This is a genomic window from Tistrella bauzanensis, from assembly GCF_014636235.1.
GTDB lineage: Bacteria > Pseudomonadota > Alphaproteobacteria > Tistrellales > Tistrellaceae > Tistrella > Tistrella bauzanensis.
Map to the genome: position 1 here is coordinate 11,523 of NZ_BMDZ01000061.1, position 20,658 is coordinate 32,180.

Annotated in this window: 21 protein-coding genes and 1 tRNA gene; 9 read left to right on the forward strand and 13 right to left on the reverse strand. The window is 68.3% G+C overall.

The window, feature by feature from the left end; genetic code table 11:
* Positions 1–404: 404 nt before the first annotated feature.
* Positions 405–1,430, reverse strand: a complete 1,026-nt coding sequence (locus IEW15_RS19985) for an ABC transporter ATP-binding protein (protein WP_188581229.1) — start codon at positions 1,428–1,430, stop codon at positions 405–407.
* 202 nt (positions 1,431–1,632) lie between these two features.
* On the opposite strand from IEW15_RS19985, the gene IEW15_RS19990 reads away from it, so the two are divergent.
* The 4 genes from IEW15_RS19990 to IEW15_RS20005 all read left to right on the forward strand — a co-directional run bounded on the left by IEW15_RS19990 (position 1,633) and on the right by IEW15_RS20005 (position 6,546).
* Positions 1,633–1,812, forward strand: a complete 180-nt coding sequence (locus tag IEW15_RS19990; RefSeq protein WP_188581231.1) for a zinc-finger domain-containing protein — start codon at positions 1,633–1,635, stop codon at positions 1,810–1,812.
* Between the two features lie 230 nt (positions 1,813–2,042).
* Positions 2,043–4,925: a DNA polymerase I gene (gene polA, locus IEW15_RS19995; protein WP_188581234.1), complete on the forward strand. Its 2,883-nt coding sequence runs from the start codon at positions 2,043–2,045 to the stop codon at positions 4,923–4,925.
* Between the two features lie 29 nt (positions 4,926–4,954).
* A complete protein-coding gene (locus tag IEW15_RS20000) occupies positions 4,955–5,950 on the forward strand; it encodes a DNA-3-methyladenine glycosylase family protein (RefSeq protein ID WP_188581236.1) in 996 nt (331 codons plus the stop codon).
* Between the two features lie 104 nt (positions 5,951–6,054).
* Positions 6,055–6,546 (forward strand): OsmC family protein, encoded by a 492-nt coding sequence (locus tag IEW15_RS20005; protein WP_188581238.1) that lies wholly within the window; start codon positions 6,055–6,057, stop codon positions 6,544–6,546.
* 47 nt (positions 6,547–6,593) lie between these two features.
* Here the strand turns inward: IEW15_RS20005 and IEW15_RS20010 are convergent, their stop codons facing one another.
* The 5 genes from IEW15_RS20010 to IEW15_RS20030 form a co-directional block, all read right to left on the reverse strand.
* Positions 6,594–6,884 carry a hypothetical protein gene (locus IEW15_RS20010; RefSeq protein ID WP_188581240.1) on the reverse strand — a complete coding sequence of 97 codons (291 nt, stop codon included), beginning with the start codon at positions 6,882–6,884 and terminating at the stop codon, positions 6,594–6,596.
* A gap of 143 nt (positions 6,885–7,027) precedes the next feature.
* Positions 7,028–7,297, reverse strand: coding sequence for a DUF1150 family protein (locus IEW15_RS20015; RefSeq protein ID WP_188581241.1), 270 nt, complete (start codon positions 7,295–7,297; stop codon positions 7,028–7,030).
* Between the two features lie 137 nt (positions 7,298–7,434).
* Positions 7,435–7,896: an Hsp20 family protein gene (locus IEW15_RS20020; protein ID WP_188581243.1), complete on the reverse strand. Its 462-nt coding sequence runs from the start codon at positions 7,894–7,896 to the stop codon at positions 7,435–7,437.
* Between the two features lie 324 nt (positions 7,897–8,220).
* Positions 8,221–8,296 (reverse strand) — tRNA-Ala (locus tag IEW15_RS20025).
* Between the two features lie 394 nt (positions 8,297–8,690).
* The gene (locus IEW15_RS20030; RefSeq protein ID WP_229708363.1) at positions 8,691–9,173 is read right to left on the reverse strand and encodes a TIGR02300 family protein; all 483 of its coding nucleotides are present in this window, start codon (positions 9,171–9,173) and stop codon (positions 8,691–8,693) included.
* Positions 9,174–9,392: 219 nt separating this feature from the next.
* Between IEW15_RS20030 and aroA the strand changes: the two genes are divergently transcribed.
* From aroA to rpsA, 3 genes are all read left to right on the forward strand, one after another.
* A complete protein-coding gene (aroA, locus tag IEW15_RS20035) occupies positions 9,393–10,790 on the forward strand; it encodes a 3-phosphoshikimate 1-carboxyvinyltransferase (RefSeq protein WP_188581245.1) in 1,398 nt (465 codons plus the stop codon).
* Between the two features lie 49 nt (positions 10,791–10,839).
* Entirely contained in the window at positions 10,840–11,496 is a 657-nt protein-coding gene (gene cmk, locus IEW15_RS20040; RefSeq protein ID WP_229708364.1) for a (d)CMP kinase, read from the forward strand.
* 363 nt (positions 11,497–11,859) lie between these two features.
* Entirely contained in the window at positions 11,860–13,584 is a 1,725-nt protein-coding gene (rpsA, locus tag IEW15_RS20045) for a 30S ribosomal protein S1 (RefSeq protein ID WP_188581250.1), read from the forward strand.
* 325 nt (positions 13,585–13,909) lie between these two features.
* Here rpsA and IEW15_RS20050 read toward each other — a convergent pair whose 3' ends face one another.
* The 3 genes from IEW15_RS20050 to IEW15_RS20060 form a co-directional block, all read right to left on the reverse strand.
* Positions 13,910–14,242: a hypothetical protein gene (locus IEW15_RS20050; protein WP_188581252.1), complete on the reverse strand. Its 333-nt coding sequence runs from the start codon at positions 14,240–14,242 to the stop codon at positions 13,910–13,912.
* 483 nt (positions 14,243–14,725) lie between these two features.
* Entirely contained in the window at positions 14,726–15,235 is a 510-nt protein-coding gene (locus tag IEW15_RS20055; RefSeq protein WP_188581254.1) for an AAA family ATPase, read from the reverse strand.
* Positions 15,232–16,218 (reverse strand): phosphotransferase family protein, encoded by a 987-nt coding sequence (locus IEW15_RS20060; protein ID WP_188581256.1) that lies wholly within the window; start codon positions 16,216–16,218, stop codon positions 15,232–15,234. Before IEW15_RS20060 ends, IEW15_RS20055 begins: the two co-directional genes overlap by 4 nt.
* Positions 16,219–16,384: 166 nt before the next feature.
* On the opposite strand from IEW15_RS20060, the gene IEW15_RS20065 reads away from it, so the two are divergent.
* Positions 16,385–16,810, forward strand: coding sequence for an acyl-CoA thioesterase (locus IEW15_RS20065; RefSeq protein WP_188581258.1), 426 nt, complete (start codon positions 16,385–16,387; stop codon positions 16,808–16,810).
* Positions 16,811–16,842: 32 nt separating this feature from the next.
* On the opposite strand, the gene IEW15_RS20070 is transcribed toward IEW15_RS20065, so the two are convergent.
* Positions 16,843–17,280, reverse strand: coding sequence for a metallopeptidase family protein (locus tag IEW15_RS20070; RefSeq protein ID WP_188581260.1), 438 nt, complete (start codon positions 17,278–17,280; stop codon positions 16,843–16,845).
* Between the two features lie 110 nt (positions 17,281–17,390).
* Between IEW15_RS20070 and IEW15_RS20075 the strand changes: the two genes are divergently transcribed.
* Positions 17,391–17,699: a 4a-hydroxytetrahydrobiopterin dehydratase gene (locus IEW15_RS20075; protein WP_188581262.1), complete on the forward strand. Its 309-nt coding sequence runs from the start codon at positions 17,391–17,393 to the stop codon at positions 17,697–17,699.
* Between the two features lie 65 nt (positions 17,700–17,764).
* On the opposite strand, the gene IEW15_RS20080 is transcribed toward IEW15_RS20075, so the two are convergent.
* From IEW15_RS20080 to IEW15_RS20090, 3 genes are all read right to left on the reverse strand, one after another.
* Complete coding sequence (locus tag IEW15_RS20080; RefSeq protein ID WP_188581263.1) at positions 17,765–18,529, reverse strand: SDR family NAD(P)-dependent oxidoreductase; 765 nt, start codon at positions 18,527–18,529, stop codon at positions 17,765–17,767.
* Positions 18,530–18,761: 232 nt separating this feature from the next.
* Entirely contained in the window at positions 18,762–19,391 is a 630-nt protein-coding gene (locus IEW15_RS20085) for a hypothetical protein (RefSeq protein ID WP_188581265.1), read from the reverse strand.
* Positions 19,388–20,341, reverse strand: coding sequence for a DMT family transporter (locus tag IEW15_RS20090; protein ID WP_188581268.1), 954 nt, complete (start codon positions 20,339–20,341; stop codon positions 19,388–19,390). Before IEW15_RS20090 ends, IEW15_RS20085 begins: the two co-directional genes overlap by 4 nt.
* Between the last annotated feature and the right edge of the window lie 317 nt (positions 20,342–20,658).

The window sequence follows — 20,658 nt, forward strand, 5'->3', positions numbered from 1 at the left end:
GGCCTTCACAAACCAAACCTACATCGCGGCCGCTGGGCGACTACGCCCCACTATCCGCTGTTCCGCCCCCGTTCTCCGAAAACTGCTTACGCGGTGCTTACGCGAAAATTTTTCGGGGTTGAGTGGCGTCTGCAGGATCACTCAAGCTACTGTTTTTACAAACCTTTCTTTAGTTACTCACTCACGAAACACCCTTGACATCAGCCTTCGGAGGGCGGCGCTCTATCCAACTGAGCTACGAGTGCTTGGCCGCATCAAATGTGCAGCGGACGGCGGGAAGCCTTGGCCCCCGGCGTCGAGGTCGGGACATTAGCCGAAGGCGGGGGCGCAGTAAAGGGCTTCGCGCAGGGAAAATGCGGGGGGAAATTGCGGTGCCGCCCGGCGGGTGGCGGGGCGGCTGGCGGTCAGGCGGCGGCGCTGCTTGAGGGGGCGGGCGGGGTGTCGCCGGTGGCAGGCTCGCCGGCGGCGTCGGCCTCGCGGGTCAGGCGCAGGAACAGGTCTTCCAGGTCGGGCTCACGCGTGGTGATGTCGGCGACGGTGAGGCCGGCGGCGGTGACCGCGGCCAGCAGGCGGCCGACCGGGGTTTCGCTGGGGCGGAACTGGAAGCTGACGGTGGACGCCTCGGCATCGATCATGGCGCCGAAGGCCGCGAGCGGCGCCGGCATCCGCTCGGGGCTGACCGGCTCGGCCACCCGCACCACCAGTTCCTTGGCATCGAGCTGCGACAGCAACACCTCGCGCCGGTCGCAGGCGATCAGTCGGCCGCGATTGATGATCGCGATCCGGTCGCAGAGCTGTTCCGCCTCTTCGAGATAATGCGTGGTCAGCACCACCGTGGTGCCGGCAGCGTTCAACTCGCGCACGTAATCCCACAGCTTGCGGCGCAGTTCGATATCGACACCGGCGGTGGGTTCGTCGAGCACCAGCACCGGCGGGTTGTGGACCATCGCCTTGGCGACCAGCAGCCGGCGGCGCATGCCGCCAGAGAGTGTGCGGGCATAGCTGTCGGCCTTGTCGTCGAGCCCGACCGCGCGCAGCAGTTCCATGGTCCGGCGTTCCGATTTCGGCACGCCATAGAAGCCGGCCTGAAGCTCCAGCGCCTCACGCGGGGTGAAGAACGGGTCGAGCACCAGTTCCTGCGGCACGATGCCGATGGCCAGCCTGGCATCGCGCTGGCGGCGGTCGAGATCGCGGCCCCAGATCGCGACGGATCCCGATGTCTTGTGGATCAGCCCGGCCAGGATGTTGATGAAGGTGGATTTGCCGGCGCCGTTGGGCCCCAGCAATGCGAACATCGAGCCCCGTGGCACATCCAGCGACACGCCGTGCAGCGCGGTCTTGCCGCCGGCATAGACCTTGCGCAGATCCCGCGCCGAGATGGCGAGATCGGGGGCGGTTTGATCGGGCGTGGAACGGGAGAAGGCTGACATCGGGCACGCTTTCGATTCCGGCCGGCAGTGTCGCCGGCACGCTGACGGGGGCCGCCGGGTGCGGTCGCGCGGTGTGGCCTGTGGGCCGCGCCGCGATTTAGCGGCGACGCACCCTTGCGCCCGTGCCGACCTTGGGTATCATCGGGCCACCGTCCGGTCAAATATCATCCGGTCAAACGTTATCAGCCCAGGGTCGCGCCTCATGGAACCCGTAGAGACCGTCATCGTCGAACAGACCCATGTCGCCTGCGAGGGCAGCGGCGGTGCGCTTGGCCATCCGCGCGTCTTCCTGAACATGGAAGGCAAGGGCTATGTCGACTGCCCCTATTGCGGCCGCCATTTCGTGCTGAAGCCGGGCGCGAAGGTGGCGCACGGCCACTGAGTTCGCCGGATCTGCGCCTGACGGACCACCTGCCCCCGGGTCGCCATCCTGCGTGACCCGGGCCGTTTGTGTTGGCGGGATGTGGTGTGCCGGCACAGGCTGCCGGGCGTGACAATGCCGGCCGCTGGCGGATATGGTCCGGCCCCGTTCCATGCCATACTGCGTGCGGCCTTCCCCGGCATCGATCTGCCGCCCCGACCGGAGGCCGCCCCCGCCCGTCCGGAGGACAGATGAGCGACCCCACGACCGACAGCCCCGTCATTCCGGCTTCCTCCGGCTCTTCGGCGCCGCTCTATCTGATCGACGGATCGGGCTATATCTTCCGCGCCTTTCACGCCCTGCCGCCGCTGACCCGGCCCGACGGGACGCCGGTGAACGCGGTCTATGGTTTCTGCGCGATGATTTTGAAGCTGATCGAGGATCTGAAGGCCGAGCGGCTGGCGGTGATCTTCGATGCCGGCCGGCGCAGCTTCCGCAACGACATCTATCCCGAATACAAGGCCCACCGGCCCGAGGCGCCCGAGGAACTGGTGCCGCAGTTCCCGCTGATCCGCGACGCCACCCGCGCCTTCGCGCTGCCCTGCATCGAGATGGTGGGGTATGAGGCTGACGACCTGATCGCCAGCTATGCCCGCGCCGCCCGCGATGCCGGCCAGGAGGTGGTGATCGTGTCGGCCGACAAGGATCTGATGCAGCTTGTCCGCGACGGCGTGGCGCTGATGGACCCGATGAAGGCGAAGCGCATCGGGGCCGATCAGGTGTTCGAGAAATTCGGCGTCGCCCCCGACCGGGTGGTGGATGTTCAGGCGCTGGCCGGCGACAGCACCGACAATGTGCCCGGCGTGCCCGGCATCGGCATCAAGACCGCCGCCCAGCTTATCGGCGAGTATGGCGATCTGGACACGCTGCTGGCACGGGCATCCGAGATCAAACAGCCCAAACGCCGTCAGAACCTGATCGAGCATGCCGACAAGGCCCGGATGTCGCGTGAACTGGTGCGGCTGCGCGAGGATGTGGCCCTGCCCGACCCGCTGGGCAGCCTGCATGTGGGCGAGATGGTCCCGGAAGTGGTGCTGTCTTTCCTGGAGCAGCAGGGCTTCAGCTCGCTGATCGCCAAGCTCAGGCCGCATCTGGGCCATATCAAACCGGTCACCGGCGGCAGCGCCGGCGCCGGTGCCGCGGCGGTGGCCGACGAGATCAGCGAGGCCGGCCGCCATTACGAGCTGGTGCAGGACGAGGCGGCGCTGGCGCGCTGGATCGAGGCCGCGACCGAGGCCGGGATCGTCGGCTTCGACACCGAGACGACCGGGCTGGACCCGCACCGGGCATCGCTGGTGGGGCTGTCGCTGGCGGTGTCGCCGGGGCGCGCCTGCTATGTGCCATTGCGCCATGTGGCGGCTGCCGAAAAGCAGGGCGCGCTGGATCTGAGTGCCGCACAGGGCGGTCTGGATCTGGCCGGCGACGGCGGCAGCCGTGATGTCGGGGCAGGCGATGACGGCGCCCCGCCGGTGCAGATCCCGGTCGGCCGGGCGCTTGAGATGCTGAAGCCGCTGCTGGAGGCGCCGGGGGTGCTGAAAGTGGGCCAGAACATCAAATACGACATGATCATCATGGCCCGCGAGGGCATTCTGGTGTCGCCCATCGACGACACCATGGTGATGTCATACGCGCTGGACGGCACCCGCCACGGCCACGGCATGGACGAGCTGGCGCAGATCCATCTGGGCGTGACGCCGATTTCCTTCGACGCGGTGACCGGCCGGGGCCGCGACCGGATCAGCTTCGCCGCCGTGACGCTGGACCGCGCCTGCGCCTATGCCGCGGAGGATGCCGACATCACCCTGAACCTGCACCGGATGCTGAAGCCCCGGCTGGCGGCCGAGCATGTCCGGGCGCTGTATGAGCGCACCGACCGGGCGCTGGTGCCGGTGTTGGCGCGGATGGAACGGCGCGGTATCCGGGTCGACCGCGAGGCGCTGGGCCGGGCGTCGCGCGAGTTCGCCGACGCCATGGCGATCCTTGAGGCGCGCATCCACGAACTGGCCGGCGAGAGCTTCAATGTCGGCAGCCCCAAACAGCTTGGCGAGATCCTGTTCGACAAGCTGAACCTGCCCGGCGGCAAGAAGGGCAAGACCGGCGCTTATGCCACCGGCGCCGATATCCTGCAGAAACTGGTGGTCGAGGGCCATGAACTGCCGGCCAAGGTGCTGGACTGGCGCCAACTGGCCAAGCTGAAGAACACCTATGCCGACGCCCTGGTCGAGACCATCAACCCGGAAACCGGCCGGGTGCATACCAGCTTCGCGCTGACCATCACCACCACCGGCCGGCTGTCGTCGAACGACCCCAACCTTCAGAACATTCCGGTGCGCACCGTTGAGGGCCGGCGCATCCGCCGCGCTTTCGTGCCCGATCCGGGCTTCGTGCTGATGTCGGCCGATTACAGCCAGATCGAACTGCGCCTGCTGGCCGATATCGCCGGCATCACCACGCTCCGCGACGCCTTCCGCGACGGCATCGACATTCATGCCCTGACCGCATCGCAGGTGTTCGGCGTGCCGGTGGACGGCATGGACCCGATGGTGCGCCGCAAGGCCAAGGCGATCAATTTCGGCATCATCTATGGCATCAGCGCCTTCGGGCTGGCCCAGCAGCTTGACATTCCGCAATCGGAATCCCGCCGCTATATCGAGGCCTATTTCGAGCGCTATCCCGGCATCCGCGATTATATGGAGCGCGCCAAGGCCGATGCCCGCGCCCATGGCTTCGTGACCACCATCTTCGGCCGCAAATGCTGGACGCCGGACATCTCGGCCAAGAACCCGGCGCTGCGGGCCTTCGCCGAGCGGGCGGCGATCAACGCCCCGCTTCAGGGATCGGCCGCCGATATCGTGCGGCTGGCCATGGTGCAACTGGACCGGGCGCTGGAGGCAAGCCCGCTGGGCGCGCGGATGCTGCTGCAGGTGCACGACGAAATCCTGCTGGAAGTGCCGGTGGCCGAGGTGGACGAAACGTCGGCGCTGGTGCGTCAGGTGATGCAGGATGTGGTGTCGCGGCCGGTGCCCTATGTGGTCGAGGTCGGCATCGGCGATAACTGGGATGCGGCGCATTGACCGGCATGGGCGGAGACGATAGCGGCCAGGTGGCGGCCGCTGACGCCGGCAGGCCGCCAGTGGTGGCGCCGGGGCTGATCGCGGCGCCGGCCGGCATCGATCTGGTCGCGGCCTTTGCCGGGCTGGCCGCCCATGGCGATGACGGGCTGGTGCGGCTGGACGGCGACCGGCTGTACACGATCGAGCGGCTGGACCGCACGGCGGTGGCGGTGGAAACCACGCTGACCCCCGATGACCATGGCCATCTGGCGGTGGTGGTGGAGGCGGGCGCCGTGGCGCTGCTGGAGCGGGCGACACAGGCCATCGCCGCACGGCTGCATCTGCCGGGTGCGGCGTTCATGGCGTTGATGGCCGAGGATCCGGTGATCCGGCGGGCGCATCAGACGGCAGGCACCCGCCCGACCCTGCTCTATCCCGAACCGCTGGTGGTGCTGTTGCGCACGATCAGCGCCCAACTGGTCAATCTGGCCTGGGCGGCGACCACCCGGCGACGGCTGGCCGATGGTTTCGGCATCACCCGGCCGGTGGGGCAGGGCTGGGTGATCGATATCGACCCGGCGCGGATCGCGGCGCTGGACCCCGACGAGATCAAGGCGCTGCAATTCACCGGCGCCAAGGCGCGGGCGATCGTGGCGGTGGCGCAGGCGATCCTGGCCGGGGATCTGGACGCCGCCGCACTGTCGCGGCTGGACACGCCCGCCATCCGCGCCCGGCTGACCGCGATCGCCGGCATCGGCGACTGGACCGCGGATTGGGTGCTGGCGCGCGGGCTGGGCCGGCCGGTGGTGGCCACCGGCGATCTTGGCGTGCGCAAGGCGGTGGCCCGGGCCTATTTCGGCCAGGAGATCATCCCGGCCACCGATGTTGCGCGGGCGACCAGCCATTGGGGGGCGGCGGCGCTGGACGCTCAGACCCTGCTGCTGGCCACGCTGTCATCGGCCGGCGCCGAAGGCGCCACGCCGAGGATGGCTGCGCGGCCGCGCCCGGGCGTGGTCCGCCGCCCGAAGGCGGAGACACGATCGTGATGCGCGCTTAAGCGTGATGCGGGTGTAGGCGTGATGCGGGTGTATGGCCGGCTTGCCGGTGCAGGCCGGTCCCGACCACCATCCCATGACAGGAGAGGCCGACCATGACCGGACGTGTTCATCACTATGCCGCAACCGTGGCCTGGACCGGCGATCTGGGCCAGGGCACCGCCGGCTATCGCAGCTTCAGCCGTGACCATGACATCCGGATGGATGGCAAACCGGCGATCGCGGGATCATCCGATCCGGCCTTCCGCGGCGATGCCACCCGCCACAACCCGGAAGACCTGCTGGTCGGCAGTGCCGCCGCCTGCCACATGCTGTGGTATCTGCATCTGGCCAGCCAGGCCGGCGTGATCGTGCGCGGCTATACCGACGATGCCACGGGTGAGATGACCGAGACCGCCGATGGCGGCGGTGCCTTCAGCCGGATCGTTCTGCGGCCGCGGGTGGAGATATCGGCCGGCGACCCCGGCCTGGCCCGGACGCTGCACGTGCGCGCCCATGAGCTGTGCTTCATCGCCAACAGCCTGCGCTGCCCGATCGAGGTCGAGGCCGAGGTCGTGGTGGTGCCACAGGGGGTGGGCGACGTCTGAGCGGCTTGGGGGGGCTGAATGCCCGGGGCGTGAATGCCGGGGCAGGCTCAGCGGCCGCCGGACAGATAGCCTTGGGCAACGCTGGTCCAGTCGATGCCGGCGCCGCCGGTGACGCCTTCCAGCGCCGCATCATCGATGGCGCCGTCGGCGGCCACAGCACCCTCGGCGGCCTGGAAACGGGCCAGCACGTCGGGTGCGATATCCAGGCCGCGCAGGGACGCCGCCGCCTGCAACAGCGCCAGCCGTGCCGCCGGGTCGGCTTCGCGGGCAAGGCTGTCGGCAAGGCGCCGGTCGGCGGCCAGCATTTCGACCAGAAGACGCGGGCTGTCGTCGGACATGGGGGTGCTGCATCACAGATGAGGACAGGCATGTATGGCAAGACTATGCAGGCCGCAGTCTATCATCACGAGACGATGTCGCCACCACGGGACAGGCCCCGGTCGACGGGCGTCGACCGGGGCGCAGGGAACGTGCCGCGGGGTCAGTGCACCGAGGCCGGGATCATCTCGTGCTGGATGATCGCGCCGACCGCGGCGGCGCTGTCGGCCATGAGGGCGACGCGTTCGCCGCTGGCCGAGAACACGCCCACCATCACGCCGCTTGGCGTGGTGACTGGCCGGATATAGGCGACCTGTTCAAGCCCGAGGGCCGCGAAGGCTTCCGGCGTCATCTTGCGGATCGCGGCGCGGGCGGCCTCGATGGCATCGGCGGGGGTGCGGGTGGTTTCAGTGGTAAGATCGAAGCGGGGCATGAGCACGCCTCCTTCTGCTGCGGCAATGCGGGCGCCTGAACGGCCGGTCCGTCATCCAACGCAGGGGGTCTCTGTTATACGGAACAGTCGGGTGGATGGATCTGCCAGACCCGGTGTACGCGGGCACTGCCCTGGCGCTAACGGCGCGTCGGATCGAGCAGGCGTTCAGCCGAGGCTTGTGCCGGATTCTTGCGGATCGAGATCGTGCGCACCGAGGTCTGCGGCTGCGGTTGTTCAAGATCGACATGCAGCAGACCGTTATCGAGCGAGGCGTCTATCACCTCGATGCCATCGGCCAGCAGGAAGGTCCGCTGGAACTGGCGCGCCGCGATGCCGCGGTGGATGAACTCGCGCCCGTCATTGGCATCGTCGTGCTGGCGGCCACGGATCACCAGCTGGTTGTCTTCCAGCGTCACCGCCAGATCATCCATGCTGAAGCCTGCCACCGCCAGCGTGATCCGCAGGCGGCGCTCGCCGATCTTTTCGATGTTGTAGGGCGGATAACCGTCGGAGCCGGTTTTCGCCAGACGGTCGAGCATACGCTCCATGTGGTCGAAGCCCAGCATCATCGGGTGATTGAAGGCGGTGAAACGCGACATTCTTGACCATCTCCTCCGCGACAGACGAGCGAGATCGGGCCCCGGATGCGGGCTCGATGCGCGACCGGCCGACCACAAGGCATCGGCTGGCAGCGCTGCATCCCGGGCAGACACTATGCTGGATGATCCACCGGCCGCCGCCCGTCCGCTGTCTTGAGCCGGACCGGGCCTGATGCCGGGGTCTCCATCAGGTCTCTAAGAGATGGGAAAGCGGGGGCGCTTCGTCAAGCTTGAGCGGTATGCAGCGACGGAACGCCGAAAGTCCACCGGGACAATGCACATAAGAAAAACGCCCGGTGCGCAGGCACCGGGCGTTTTCTGTGGTGGTGGAGCCAATCGGAATCGAACCGACGACCTCTTGAATGCCATTCAAGCGCTCTCCCAACTGAGCTATGGCCCCGAAACCGTTGTGCTGCCGGTGGGTATCCTGACCTGCCGGATCCGGTGTGGATCAGTCAGTGCCCGGGGTGCCCTGCGCCGTTTGGGGCGGCGTGCCCTGCGTCACGGAGGCGGACCATAATGATGGTCGCTTTGCTTGGCAAGCGCTAATTTTCACCGCCCTGTCATCTTTTCCGCGGTGGGGCGAAGGCTATCGGGCAAGCTGTTGATCCACCCTGGAAAACCAGGCTGTGCGGCCGGTATCTCTGTGCCCGTGCCAGGCCGTTCGGCACCTGAAAATCCGCCATCCGGGCGCATACGGAAACGCCGCCCCCGACGGTTGAGTCCGGGGCGGCGTTTCGCAGGGATCGTCCGATCATCCGCAACCGCCGGCGATGGCCGGCGGCATGGTCTGATCAGGTGTCGTCGTCGTCGCCGCCGATGTGGACATCGCTGACATCGTCGTCGCCAAGCTCCGACGGATCCTCGATGCCGACATCCTCGTCGTCATCATCTTCTTCGGTGAAGGCCGGATCGAAACCGTCTTCCTCGGCCTCTTCCACCACAGCCGGCACGACCTTGGCCTTGCGGGCCAGGGCCGCGCGCTCACGCGCCAGCTCGTCGGCCTCGCGCGCCGCCTGACGGCGCGAGCGGGGCTCTTCGATCTGCGGCTGTTCAGTACCACATTTGGGGCATGTCACCGGCGTGCGGCGCATGTCGTAGAAGCGCGCACCGCAGTTACGGCATGTGTGCTTCTGCCCCCACTCCTCCTTCGCCACGCGACCACCCTCGATGTTGTTGGACGTGTCCAGGAACGAATAGACGGGATAAGGCTGGACCGGTTGTGTCAGGACGGCAAGCGGCCATTCCGAAGCCTCCGGCATGGTGGCGCCCGTCACGGCAGCGCCACCCCTCCGGCTGCGTTTGCCACGAAGCGCCGGGGCTGTCAAACCGCTAAATGCGGAAAGGGGCGTGGATCTGCCGGCGCCCGCACGCCGATGATGTCGGGCGGGCCGCCGGGGATGCGCGCGCCCGCCGGCTGTGATAGACCACGAGCAGCCGCTGACTTTCTCAGATCCTGGCACCGATCCCGGCCGCCGAAGGCAAGAGTGACCGTCATGACCAGCACCGCATCGCGACCCGCCACCGCCCGCATGGCCCCGGCGGGGCTTGCCGGCACGATCACCGTGCCCGGCGACAAATCGATTTCCCACCGGGCTCTGATGCTGTCGGCGCTGGCGGTGGGCCGCTCGACGGTCGACGGGCTGCTTGAAGGCGAGGATGTGCTGGCGACGGCGGCGGCGATGCGGGCGCTGGGCGCCGCGATTACCCGCGAAGAGACGGGCGCCGGGCAGGAGACGGGCGCCGGGCAGGAGACGGGCATGCCGGTGGTGCGCTGGGTGATCGACGGCGTCGGCGTCGGCGGGCTTTCCGAGCCGGCGGATATTCTGGATATGGGCAATTCCGGCACGGCCGCCCGGCTGCTGATGGGCCTGCTTGCCAGCCACCCGCTGGTGGCGGTGATGACCGGCGATGCCAGCCTGCGCAAGCGGCCGATGGCACGGGTGGCGACGCCGCTTGAAAAGATGGGCGCGCGGATCATCACCCGTGGCGGCGGCCGGCTGCCGGCCACCGTGGTTGGCGCCAGGAAGCCGGTGCCGATCCGCTACCGGCTGCCGGTGCCGTCGGCGCAGGTGAAATCGGCGATCCTGCTGGCCGGGCTGAACACCCCCGGCCGCACCGTGGTGGTGGAGCCCGAGGCGACCCGCGACCATACCGAACGCATGCTGCGCGCCATGGGGGCTGTGATCACGGTGGAGACCGAGGCCGATGGCGCCCGGGTGATCAGCCTGGAGGGCCAGCCCGAGCTTGCCGCCCGCGACCTGACCGTGCCGGGCGATCCGTCTTCGGCGGCGTTTCCGGTGGTGGCGGGGCTGATCACGCCGGGATCGCAGATCACCGTGCGCAATGTCTGCCTGAACCCCGGTCGTGACGGGCTGTTCACCACGCTGCGCGATATGGGGGCCGATCTGACGGTGGAGGCGGCACGGGATGTGGGCGGCGAGCCGGTGGGTGATCTGGTGGCGCGGGCATCGCGCCTGACGGCGGTGACGGTGCCGGCGGAGCGGGCGCCATCGATGATCGACGAATTCCCGGTGCTGGCCGCCGCTGCCGCCACCGCCCGCGGCACCAGCCGGTTCGAGGGCCTGGCCGAGTTGCGGGTGAAGGAAAGCGACCGGCTTCAGGCGGTGGCCGACGGGCTGGCGCTGGCCGGGGTGGTGGTGCGCACCGGCGAGGACTGGATGGAGATCGATGGCTGCGACGGCCCGGTGCCCGGCGGCGCCACGCCGGTCGTGACCCATCTGGACCACCGCATCGCCATGGCCTTTCTGGTGCTGGGGCTGGCTGCGGAGGGCGGCATGACCGTGGATGACGACCGGATGATCGCCACCAGCTTTCCCGGCTTCCGTGGCCTGATGTGCGGGCTGGGTGCCAGGATCGCCGATGCCGTCTGACCAGCGTAACGTTCACAGGCCCACGGACAAGACAGCGATGACATCTTCCATGTCCATGACATCCAGCCCCCCGCCGGTCGCGGCGCGCGTGATCGCGATCGACGGGCCGGCCGCGGCCGGCAAGGGCACGCTCGCGCGCCGGCTGGCGCATGAGCTGGGGTTCAGGCATCTGGACACCGGCATGATCTATCGCGCCGCGGCCAGACTGCTGCTGGCTGCCGGCGGTGACCCCGATGATGGTGCGGCGGCGGAACGCGCGGCGCGGGCGATGCGGATCGAGGATCTGGGCCGGGCGGATCTGCGGCAGGAGACGGTCGGGCAGGCGGCCTCGCGGATCGCCGCGCTGGAGCCGGTCCGGGCGGCGCTGCTGGATTTCCAGCGCGCGTTCGGACGGATGCAGCCCGGAGCGGTTCTGGACGGTCGCGACATCGGCACGGTGGTGTTTCCCGACGCCCAGGCGAAACTCTTCGTCACCGCATCGCCCGAAGCGCGTGCGCGCAGACGACAGGAAGAGTTGCGGGCGCGGGGGCTTGCCAGTATATTCGCCGACGTTCTGGAAGAGATGCGACAGCGTGACCGTCGCGACCGGGAACGGGCGGTGGCACCGCTTCGGCCCGCGAGCGACGCTCTGCTTCTCGATACCACCGACATGTCGGCGGATGAAGTGTTCGCGGCGGCCCTGGCCTATGTGAACGCGCGGCTCTGACCCCGGTATCGGCCGGCTGAGCTGCCGCACCGGCGACCGGAACACGGATTTCGTCCTGCCGTCGCACCACCCTGACCGGGCGGTGCGACGCTGGGCGCGTTCAGGAACATTCGCGTGGCGCCGTCATCCGGCGGCGCTTGAGACCACAACCAGCAACCGGCGGGCACTGTCCGTCGTCATCCGACCCCTCGTCAGTCGCAACCTGCATGGCTGAAGCGGCCCCGGCCGCGGCGGCAGCGGTGTTTCGGTACCTCGGGCGCCAGTCTCCGATCCGGCCAGCCAGGCCGGCGGACATGGCCCGCGGGGCGGGGCCGCCTTTACCGGCGGTGCCCCGGCGTGACGGGTGGAGAGGTAGGAGAACCCATGATCAACACCAGCCCAGCGCCCGAGAAGGACGTCATGTCGGACGAGAATTTCGAATCCCTGCTGGCCGACAGCTTCATCGCCCAGGATGGCCTGGAGGGAAGCGTCGTTAAGGGTCGCATCACCTCCATCGAAGGCGATCAGGTCCTCATCGACGTCGGCCTGAAGTCCGATGGGCGTATCGCGCTCAAGGAATTCGCCCAGCCCGGTCAGGAGACCGAGCTGTCGGTCGGCGATGTGGTCGAGGTCTATATCGATCGCATGGAAAACGCCCTGGGCGAGGTGGTCATCAGCCGCGAGCGGGCACGCCGCGAAGAGGCCTGGACCCAGCTTGAACAGGCGTTCAAGGGTGCAGAGCGCGTCAACGGCGTGATCTTCGGCCGCGTGAAGGGCGGTTGCACCGTCGATCTTCAGGGTGCCGTGGCGTTCCTGCCGGGCAGCCAGATCGACATCCGCCCGGTCCGTGACATCACCCCCCTGATCGGCACGACCCAGCCCTTCCAGATCCTGAAGATGGACAAGCGCCGCGGTAACATCGTCGTGTCGCGCCGTGCCGTTCTGGAAGAGAGCCGCGCCGAAGCCCGCAAGGAACTGATCGAGAACCTGAAGGAAGGTCAGATCCTGGAAGGCGTGGTCAAGAACATCACCGATTACGGTGCGTTCGTCGACCTGGGCGGCGTTGATGGCCTGCTGCACGTCACCGACATCTCGTGGCGCCGCATCAACCATCCGACCGAAGCCCTGACCATCGGTCAGTCGGTCCGCGTGGTGGTGACCCGCTTCAACCGCGAGACCCAGCGTATCAGCCTTGGCATGAAGCAGCTTGAGGCCGATCCGTGGGAGGGTGTCGAGGTGAAGTATCCGGTGGGCGTGAAGTTCGCCGGCCGCGTCACCAACATCACCGACTACGGCGCATTCGTCGAGCTGGAGCCGGGCGTCGAAGGCCTGGTCCATGTCTCGGAGATGAGCTGGACCAAGAAGAACGTCCATCCGGGCAAGATCGTTTCGACCTCGCAGGAGATCGAAGTGATGGTGCTGGACGTCGACTCGCAGAAGCGCCGCATCAGCCTTGGTCTGAAGCAGGTTGCCGACAATCCGTGGGATACCTTCCTGGATCGTCATCCGGTCGGCTCGTCGATCGAGGGCGAGGTCAAGAACATCACCGAATTCGGTCTGTTCGTTGGTCTCGACGGCGACATCGACGGTCTGGTCCATCTGTCGGACCTGGACTGGAGCCGCCCCGGCGAAGAGGCGCTCAAGGATTTCCGCAAGGGCGACATGGTCAAGGCCGTGGTGCTGGATGTGGACGTCGACAAGGAGCGTATCTCCCTCGGCATCAAGCAGCTCGGCAGCGACCCCTTCACCGAGGCGACGCAGGATCTGCGCCGCGGCCAGACCGTCACCTGCACCGTCACCAAGGTGGTGGAGAACGGCCTGGAAGTCTCGACCGCCGATGGCGCGAAGGGCTTTATCCGCAAGTCCGAGATCGCCCGCGATCGTCAGGACCAGCGGACCGAGCGCTACAATGAAGGCGACAAGTTCGACGCCCTGATCACCAATATCGACCGGTCGAGCCGCAAGCTCACCCTGTCGATCAAGGGGCTTGAAATGGCCGAAGAGAAGAAGGCCATGGCCGAGTTCGGCTCGTCGGACAGCGGCGCCAGCCTTGGCGACATTCTCGGTGCCGCCCTGCGCGAGCGCGAGAAGACCCAGGCCGACGACTGATACCCGATACCCTCTTTGGGTCCGGTGAAAGCCGGACCCGGGAGGTCAGACGATCCAGAGGCCGGCCCGGAGCGATCCGGGCCGGCCTCTGGCGTTTGCAGGGGCAGAAGGGATCGGGGGCTGGCGGATCGGGGCGGGATGCGGACATGAAAAAGCCCGGCCGCGCGGGGGGCACCGCGGGCCGGGCTCTCGGGCCTGCATGCAATCGGCAGCGATCCGGGGGAAGGGGATGGGATCGGGCCTTGGCGATGCGGCCGCCGCCCGGCGGCGCTTTGAGGGGCGCGGCACCACCGGACGGTTTCGGGGAGGCGGGCTTCGCCCGTGATCAGTCGGCGACGGCCTTCATCGACACCAGCACCTGGCGGACCTCGACCAGCTGCCGCAGCCGGCGGGCCAGTTTCTCGGCCTCGTCGGGCGCCAGCATGTCGAGCTGGACGTCGATATGGACTTCGTCGGTGCCACGCCCCCGCACCCGCTGGCTGTGCCAGCGGGACGGCAGCAGGCTGCGCAGGGCGAAGATCTCCAGCACCCGCGCCATGGTGCCGACCTCGGCGGCGGCGACCACGAAGAAGCAGGCGGTGGCGGGCTCGGCTGCCGGGGTGGCCTGGGCGGCGGCAGTGGCGGAGAGGGCGGTGGCCGTGGTGGTGGCGGTCATCATGACGTGTGATCCGGTCTTCTGGCATTCCCGGCCCGGCGGCGATGGCCGCGGGGCCCGACTGGCGACGGTGGCATGTCGCCCGGCTGCATCCAGGTGCTCCGGCATGAACCAGGGCTGGATGCGGCCTCGTGTGACGGCACTTATCCCGGCTCTCAATCGAGAACCGGGCCGATAATTCGAAACCACCACAGGCCGTGCGGCCGGAGGGTACGCAAAGCGCCGGATCGTGATGCAGGACAGTCGGTCATGGGAACACGCAGCACTCGATCTTGTCGTCTGGCCGGCATCTGACGATGTCGGGGGCCTGTCATCGGCTCAATGGGAAACCGCCTCACCAATCCTGAGGCTCCCGGCCCTCAGAAGAGGACCGGGCCCATAATTCGCGACGGGAGGGCAGGGCGCAGCGGTATCGCAGAGAACACCGGGGCGCCACGACGGATGATCGTGCTCATGGCTGCAATGGTATACCGTCGGTGCCGGCTGTCAAGCACCGCTATGCCGCAGGATATGGAACCGCTCATCGGCGGTGGGCGCCACGAAATGGCTGGTGATCAGATCGAACTGCGCATCGCTGGCGGCGAAATCATGGCCGCCGGCGGCATTGCGCTGGCGCAGCCGCGCGCGGCACAGATCGTCGGGCAGGTCGAGCAGATGCAGGCGATGGTCGGCACCCGACGCATCGATCAATTCCCGCATCCAGGCACGGTTGGCGACGGTGTTGGCGGGAAAGTCGAGCACCACCGACAGGCCGGCGGCCAGCAGGCTGGTGACATGGCCGCCCATCGCATCGCGCAGCCGCGCCGCATAGCGGACGTAATCGGCGACGCTGGCCATGTCGGGACCATAGAGGCGGGCGAGCCAGCGATCCTCTGAGATCAGGATCGTGGCCGGGGCAGCGGCCAGTTGCCGGGCAAGGGTGGATTTGCCGGCGGCGATCTTGCCGCAGAGCAGGTGCAGAACCACGGGTCCGGTGGTATCGCTGAGGGGCGTCATGGGGTGGCTCCGGCGATGATGGTGATGGTTCGGGCGATGTGCTGGCGGGCGCTGCGGTGCAGCCCGTCGCTGATCGACGGCCGGTCGAGAAATTCGGCCCAGGCGGTGAGGTCGACGAGCCGCGCCTTGATGGACCAGTCCTCGGGCAGGCGGCCGCCCGCCTGACGATACCCCTGCGCCAGCGCCGCCGCAAAGCCCGGCCGGTCGCCGAGGGGCGGGCGCAACAGATGGCCCAGATCGACATAGGGCGAGGCGGAGAGGGCGAATTCCCAATCGAGGATCGCCGTGATCCGTCCATCGTCGCCGATCAGCAGATTGGTGGGGTCCATATCGCCATGAACCAGCGACGGCGGGTGATCGGGTGGCTGCTGCCGCCGCGCCTCGGTGGCGATCATGGCACACAGGCGATCGGCGAGCACCGGTCCCAGGCGGGCGGCGCCCCGGCCGTGGGTGATGCAGCGGTCGATGAACCCGGCCAGGCCGGCATCGGCATCGGAAAATGGCGTCGCCACCCGCAGATCGGGGCCGAGCAGGCCGACCGGGCCGGGGTGGACCGCATGCAGCCGCGCGAGCAGGCCCCCCAGTTGCTGGCCGACCGCGGCGGCCCCGGCATCGTCCATGGCGGCGAGCACCACATCGCCACGCGTGCCCGCCACATGGTCCAGCAGCAGCGCCGGCCCGCCCAGGCCGATGCTGGCCGGTATTTCCAGCAGCACCGCGGGCACCGGCAGGCCCAGGGACAGGGCATGCCGGTGCAGCGCCGCTTCCCGGGGCGCCGCGCCAGGGTCGCGCTGATGGATGCGGAGAACCGCCGGCGCGCGGCCATCGGCGAAATCGAGCCGCAGACAAGTGTTGGCAAGCCCGCCGGCCAGCGGCGTCACCCGCAGCACCGCAGGCGATCCGGGCAGGGTCGCCACAGCACGGGTCGCGGCCGGCGGATCGATGGCCAGGGCCGGTGTCGCGCGCCCCCAGGTCTCACGCATGCGATGGTCCCCGCCATAAGGTTGCGCCGGTCTGGGGCTGACAAGTCTGGTTCGCGGGCCGTGCCATCATTAGGATGGATCGCGCGATATGGTCAGGATTATCCGGCCATGTCGCCCAATCGAAGAGATGCCGCAGGCATCCGCAACTCAGGAGACGTCCTCCCCCATGGCTCGTTCGGATTTCGCCTTCTCGTTTCCGTTCCGCATCCGTTATTCGGAAGTCGATGGTCAGCGTGTGGTTTTCAACGCCCATTATCTGACCTATTTCGACACCGCGATCACCGAGTTCCTGCGCTCCCGCGATATCGGCTATAACGACCACTTCTCGCCCGACACCTTCGACTTTCATCTTGTCAAGGCGACGGTCGAATACAAGCGGCCGATCCGCTTCGACGACGAAATCGACGTCTGCGTGCGGATCGGCGCCGCCGGCCGCTCCAGCGTCACCTTCGCGATCGAGATCCATCCGCGCGGCGAGGATGCGCTGCTGTCGACCGGCGACATCATCTGGGTCTATACCGACATGACCACCGGCCGGTCCTCGCCGGTGCCGGGCTGGTTCCTGGAGCGGATGGGCTGGCAGCCGGCCTGATCAGCGGGGCCGCGATTACGCGGTGGCGGCGGTCACTCCGCCTCGATCCGGTCCATATCCGCGTCGGAGAAGCCATAATGATGGCCGATCTCGTGGATCAGCACATGGCGGATCAGGTCGTAGAGCGTGGTGCCCGCCGCCTCGCCCTCGGTCTCGGCCCAGGCATCGAGCAGCGGCCGGCGATAGAGGAAGATCATGTCCGGCACGGCCGATGGCTGGGTCAGTGAACGCTCGGTCAACGGAATGCCGTGATAGAGCCCGAGCAGGCCGAAGGGGTCGTCGATCCCCATATCGGCCAGGGTCTCCTCGTCGGGGAAATCCTCGACCCGGATCGCGATCTGGCCGATCGCCGCGCGGAATTCAGCCGGCAGGCTGCCGAAGGCATGGTCGGCGATGGCGTCGATCTCGGCCAGGCCTGGTGCTGTCAGCGGGCCGAAACGGGCAACGGGATCATTCTGGGGGTTGGTCATCGGCGCTTCATGTCCCGTCGCTGGTTGACAAGCGCGGCCGGCCACCGGACATCTGGGGCCAAGGATGCCGCGGGCGGCCACCGCCTGCGGCCGATATGGGGAGCCCAGCCATGGTAGCAAAGCTTGAACCCACAGCCCGCGCCGAACTTCTGGCCAGCCTGCCCGGCTGGCGTGAGGTCGACGGCCGTGACGCGATCGAGAAGACCTTCCGCTTCACCGATTTCAAGGCCGCCTTCGCCTTCATGACCCGGGTGGCGATCACCGCCGACGGCCAGGACCACCACCCGGAATGGTCGAATGTCTACAACCGGGTGACGATCCTGCTGTCGACCCATGATGCCGACGGCCTGACCGAACGCGACGCGAAACTCGCTCGCGTGATCGAGGAGGCAGCGACCGGCACCGGCCTTCAGGGCTGAGCCGGACGAACACGGGCCGCTTCTTGAGGGATGCGGCCCGTGTTCGTATCGATATGGCTGACGGATCAGCGCGCCGACATGCGGATCGCGCCATCCAGGCGGATGACCTCGCCGTTCAGCATGCTGTTTTCGACGATGTGGCGGGCCAGCGCCGCATATTCCTCGGCGCGGCCGAGACGCGACGGGAAGGGCACGCTGGCGCCCAGGCTGTCCTGTACCGCCTGCGGCAGACCGAACAGCATCGGTGTGCCGAAGATGCCCGGCGCGATGGTGCACATGCGGATGCCGTGCTGGGCCAGTTCACGCGCCACCGGCAGCAACAGACCGACCACGCCACCCTTGGATGCGGCATAAGCCGACTGGCCGACCTGGCCTTCAAACGCCGCGATCGAGGCGGTGTTGATGATCACGCCGCGCTCGCCATCGGCGGTGACCGGGTCCGCCTTCGACATCTGGGCGGCGGCCAGCCGGATCATGTTGAAGGTGCCGATCAGGTTGACGTTGACCACCTTCGAGAAGGCGTCGAGAGAGGCCGGCCCTTCCTTGCCCAGTACCTTGAAGGCGGGGGCGATGCCGGCGCAGTTCACCAGGATGCGGACCGGCCCATGGGCCTCGGCAGCCTTGGCATAGGCGGCCTCGGCGGCGGCGGGGTCGGTGACGTCCAGCTTGATCGCAAGCCCGCCGATCTCGCGCGCCAACTCCTCGATCGCCTGCTCGTTCAGGTCGACCACCGTCACCTTGGCGCCGGCGGCGGCAAGGGCGCGGGCCGTGCCGGCGCCAAGGCCGGAGGCTCCACCGGTGACGACTGCGGCAACACCGTTGATCTGCATGGGGTCTGGTCTCCTCGATCGCTGTCGCTCGGATCCGGCTCGGGGTCTTCCGGATCCCATTATCCGGCATTGATCCGCCATTCAGGCCCGCCGGTCAAGCCCGCCCGACCGGCGGGTCAGCCCGCGACGGCATGGTCAGGCCGCTGTCCCGCGCGATCGGCGCCGGCGGAGGGCCGATGCCCTCGCCGCCCCTGATGGCAGCGGCCATGCCGGCGCGGCCTTCGGTTTCCGATCAGCTATTGAGTGTGCGGGTGCCGACAGCGGTCCACCCTGCCCAGCCGGCCAGCCAGTCGATCAGGGCGTGGAAGGCCTCCAGGTCGTCGGTCTCGGCCGGCGGCACCACCGTCGGGCGGCCGCCGCGCTCCACCACCCGGCTCAGGGCCAGCCGGCCGCGCATCCGATCCACCGCCACCACCACCAGCCAGCGGGCGTCGTCGCCCTCGATCAACTCGCGGCCCTCGTCGTCGTCGTCGCGCTGAGTGATCGGCCGCGAGGCGCCGTCGATCGCCGGCGCGCCTTCGAACACGCCGGAGAACACGATCGCGCTGGGATTGGCGGCCACGGCCACCGCGCGGGCGGTGCGCTCGTCATCGGGCCCGTCGCCGGGCAGGTCGAGCTCCAGAACCCGCTCGCTTTCCTCGGTGCCGCGGTCGACCTCGGCCAGGAAGTCGGGAAAATCCTCGGCCAGCGCCGCCTGCAATGCGTTCAGCCCGGCATCGCCCATGCCGAGCCTTGAGGCGCCGAACCAGATCAGCCGCCACAATGGCCGGCCGTCGCCCGCCTCCACGCGCTCCACCGCCTCGCGCTGGTTCACCGCCAGGATGGTGGCGAGGGTGGGGCGGGCTGCGTCTCGGTCGGTCATCTGGACCTGTCCTCGGTTTCCGGGTCGGGTGGTTCTGCGGCGATGGGCGTGACCGGTCGTCCGGCCAGCCGCGCCTCGCGGCGGGTGATATAGATCGCGGAGCCGATGATGACGGCTGCGCCGACCAAGGTCCAGGGGTCCGGCACCTCGCCGAACCAGACCAGACCGATCAGCACCGCGAAGGGCAGACGGGTGAAGTCGAACGGCATCACCGCCGAGGTGGGGGCGGCGCCATAGGCGCGTGACAGGCAGATCTGGGCGGCGATGGCGACGGCCCCCACGCCAAGCAGCCACAACCAGCCCTGCCATCCGGGCCAGGTCCACACGAACAGCGCCGGCACCAGCGAGATCGGCGTCATCACAATGTTGGACCAGAAGGTGATCACCGCCGGCCCGTCATGAGCCGACATCTTCCGGATCGAGACGGCGGAGGCGGCCATGAAACCCGCCGATGCCAGCGCCGCGATGGTGCCCGCCGACACCTCGGTGAAGCCGGGGCGGAGCACGATGACCGTGCCAAGGAAACCAACGCCCAGCGCCGTCCAGCGCCGGCCGCGCACCACCTCGCCCAGCACCAGCACCGCGAGCAGGGTTGCAAACAGCGGCAGCGTGAAGTTCAGCGCCACCGCATCGGCAAGGGCGATGGTGGAGACCGCGAAGAACCATGTGGCCATGGCCGCGAAACTGGTCAGGCCGCGCGCGCCGAACAACGGCCAGCGCCGCCGGAAATCATAGGGCATCGGCAGCCGCCCCAGCATCGGCATCATCAGCACGACACCGAACAGGTTGCGGAAGAACACGATTTCCAGCGGATGGACGTGGTCGGAGGCCATGCGGATCAGGGCGGCGAGCAGGGCCAGCAGCCCGCTGGCGGCGGTCATCCACAACCCGCCCACGATCAGGGCGCGCCCCGGATCGAGGGGTGCCGAATTGCTGACAGGAACAGACATGGGGGAAAAACCGCTTAGCCGGCGCTCTGGGATCGGGACATGGCGACGCCCCGGGCGCCGCGACGCAGCCCCCGTATCACAATAGACCCTGCATTGCGCCGTCTGCCAATGGCGGGCGTGCGGTGCCTGGGCGCATGACGGGGATGCGCGGGGCGGCGCAGGCGATGCCGGGCAATGACTTGGCGGTGATCGGCGCGCTGGCGGCGGCGGGGCCGGGTTTCGGCGGGGCCGGATGGCAGGGGAATCGCATTTGAAGAATAGCCCTGGCGACCGGTGGCGAAGTGGAGTCTGTATGAGTGTTCCTGAGAGGGGGACAT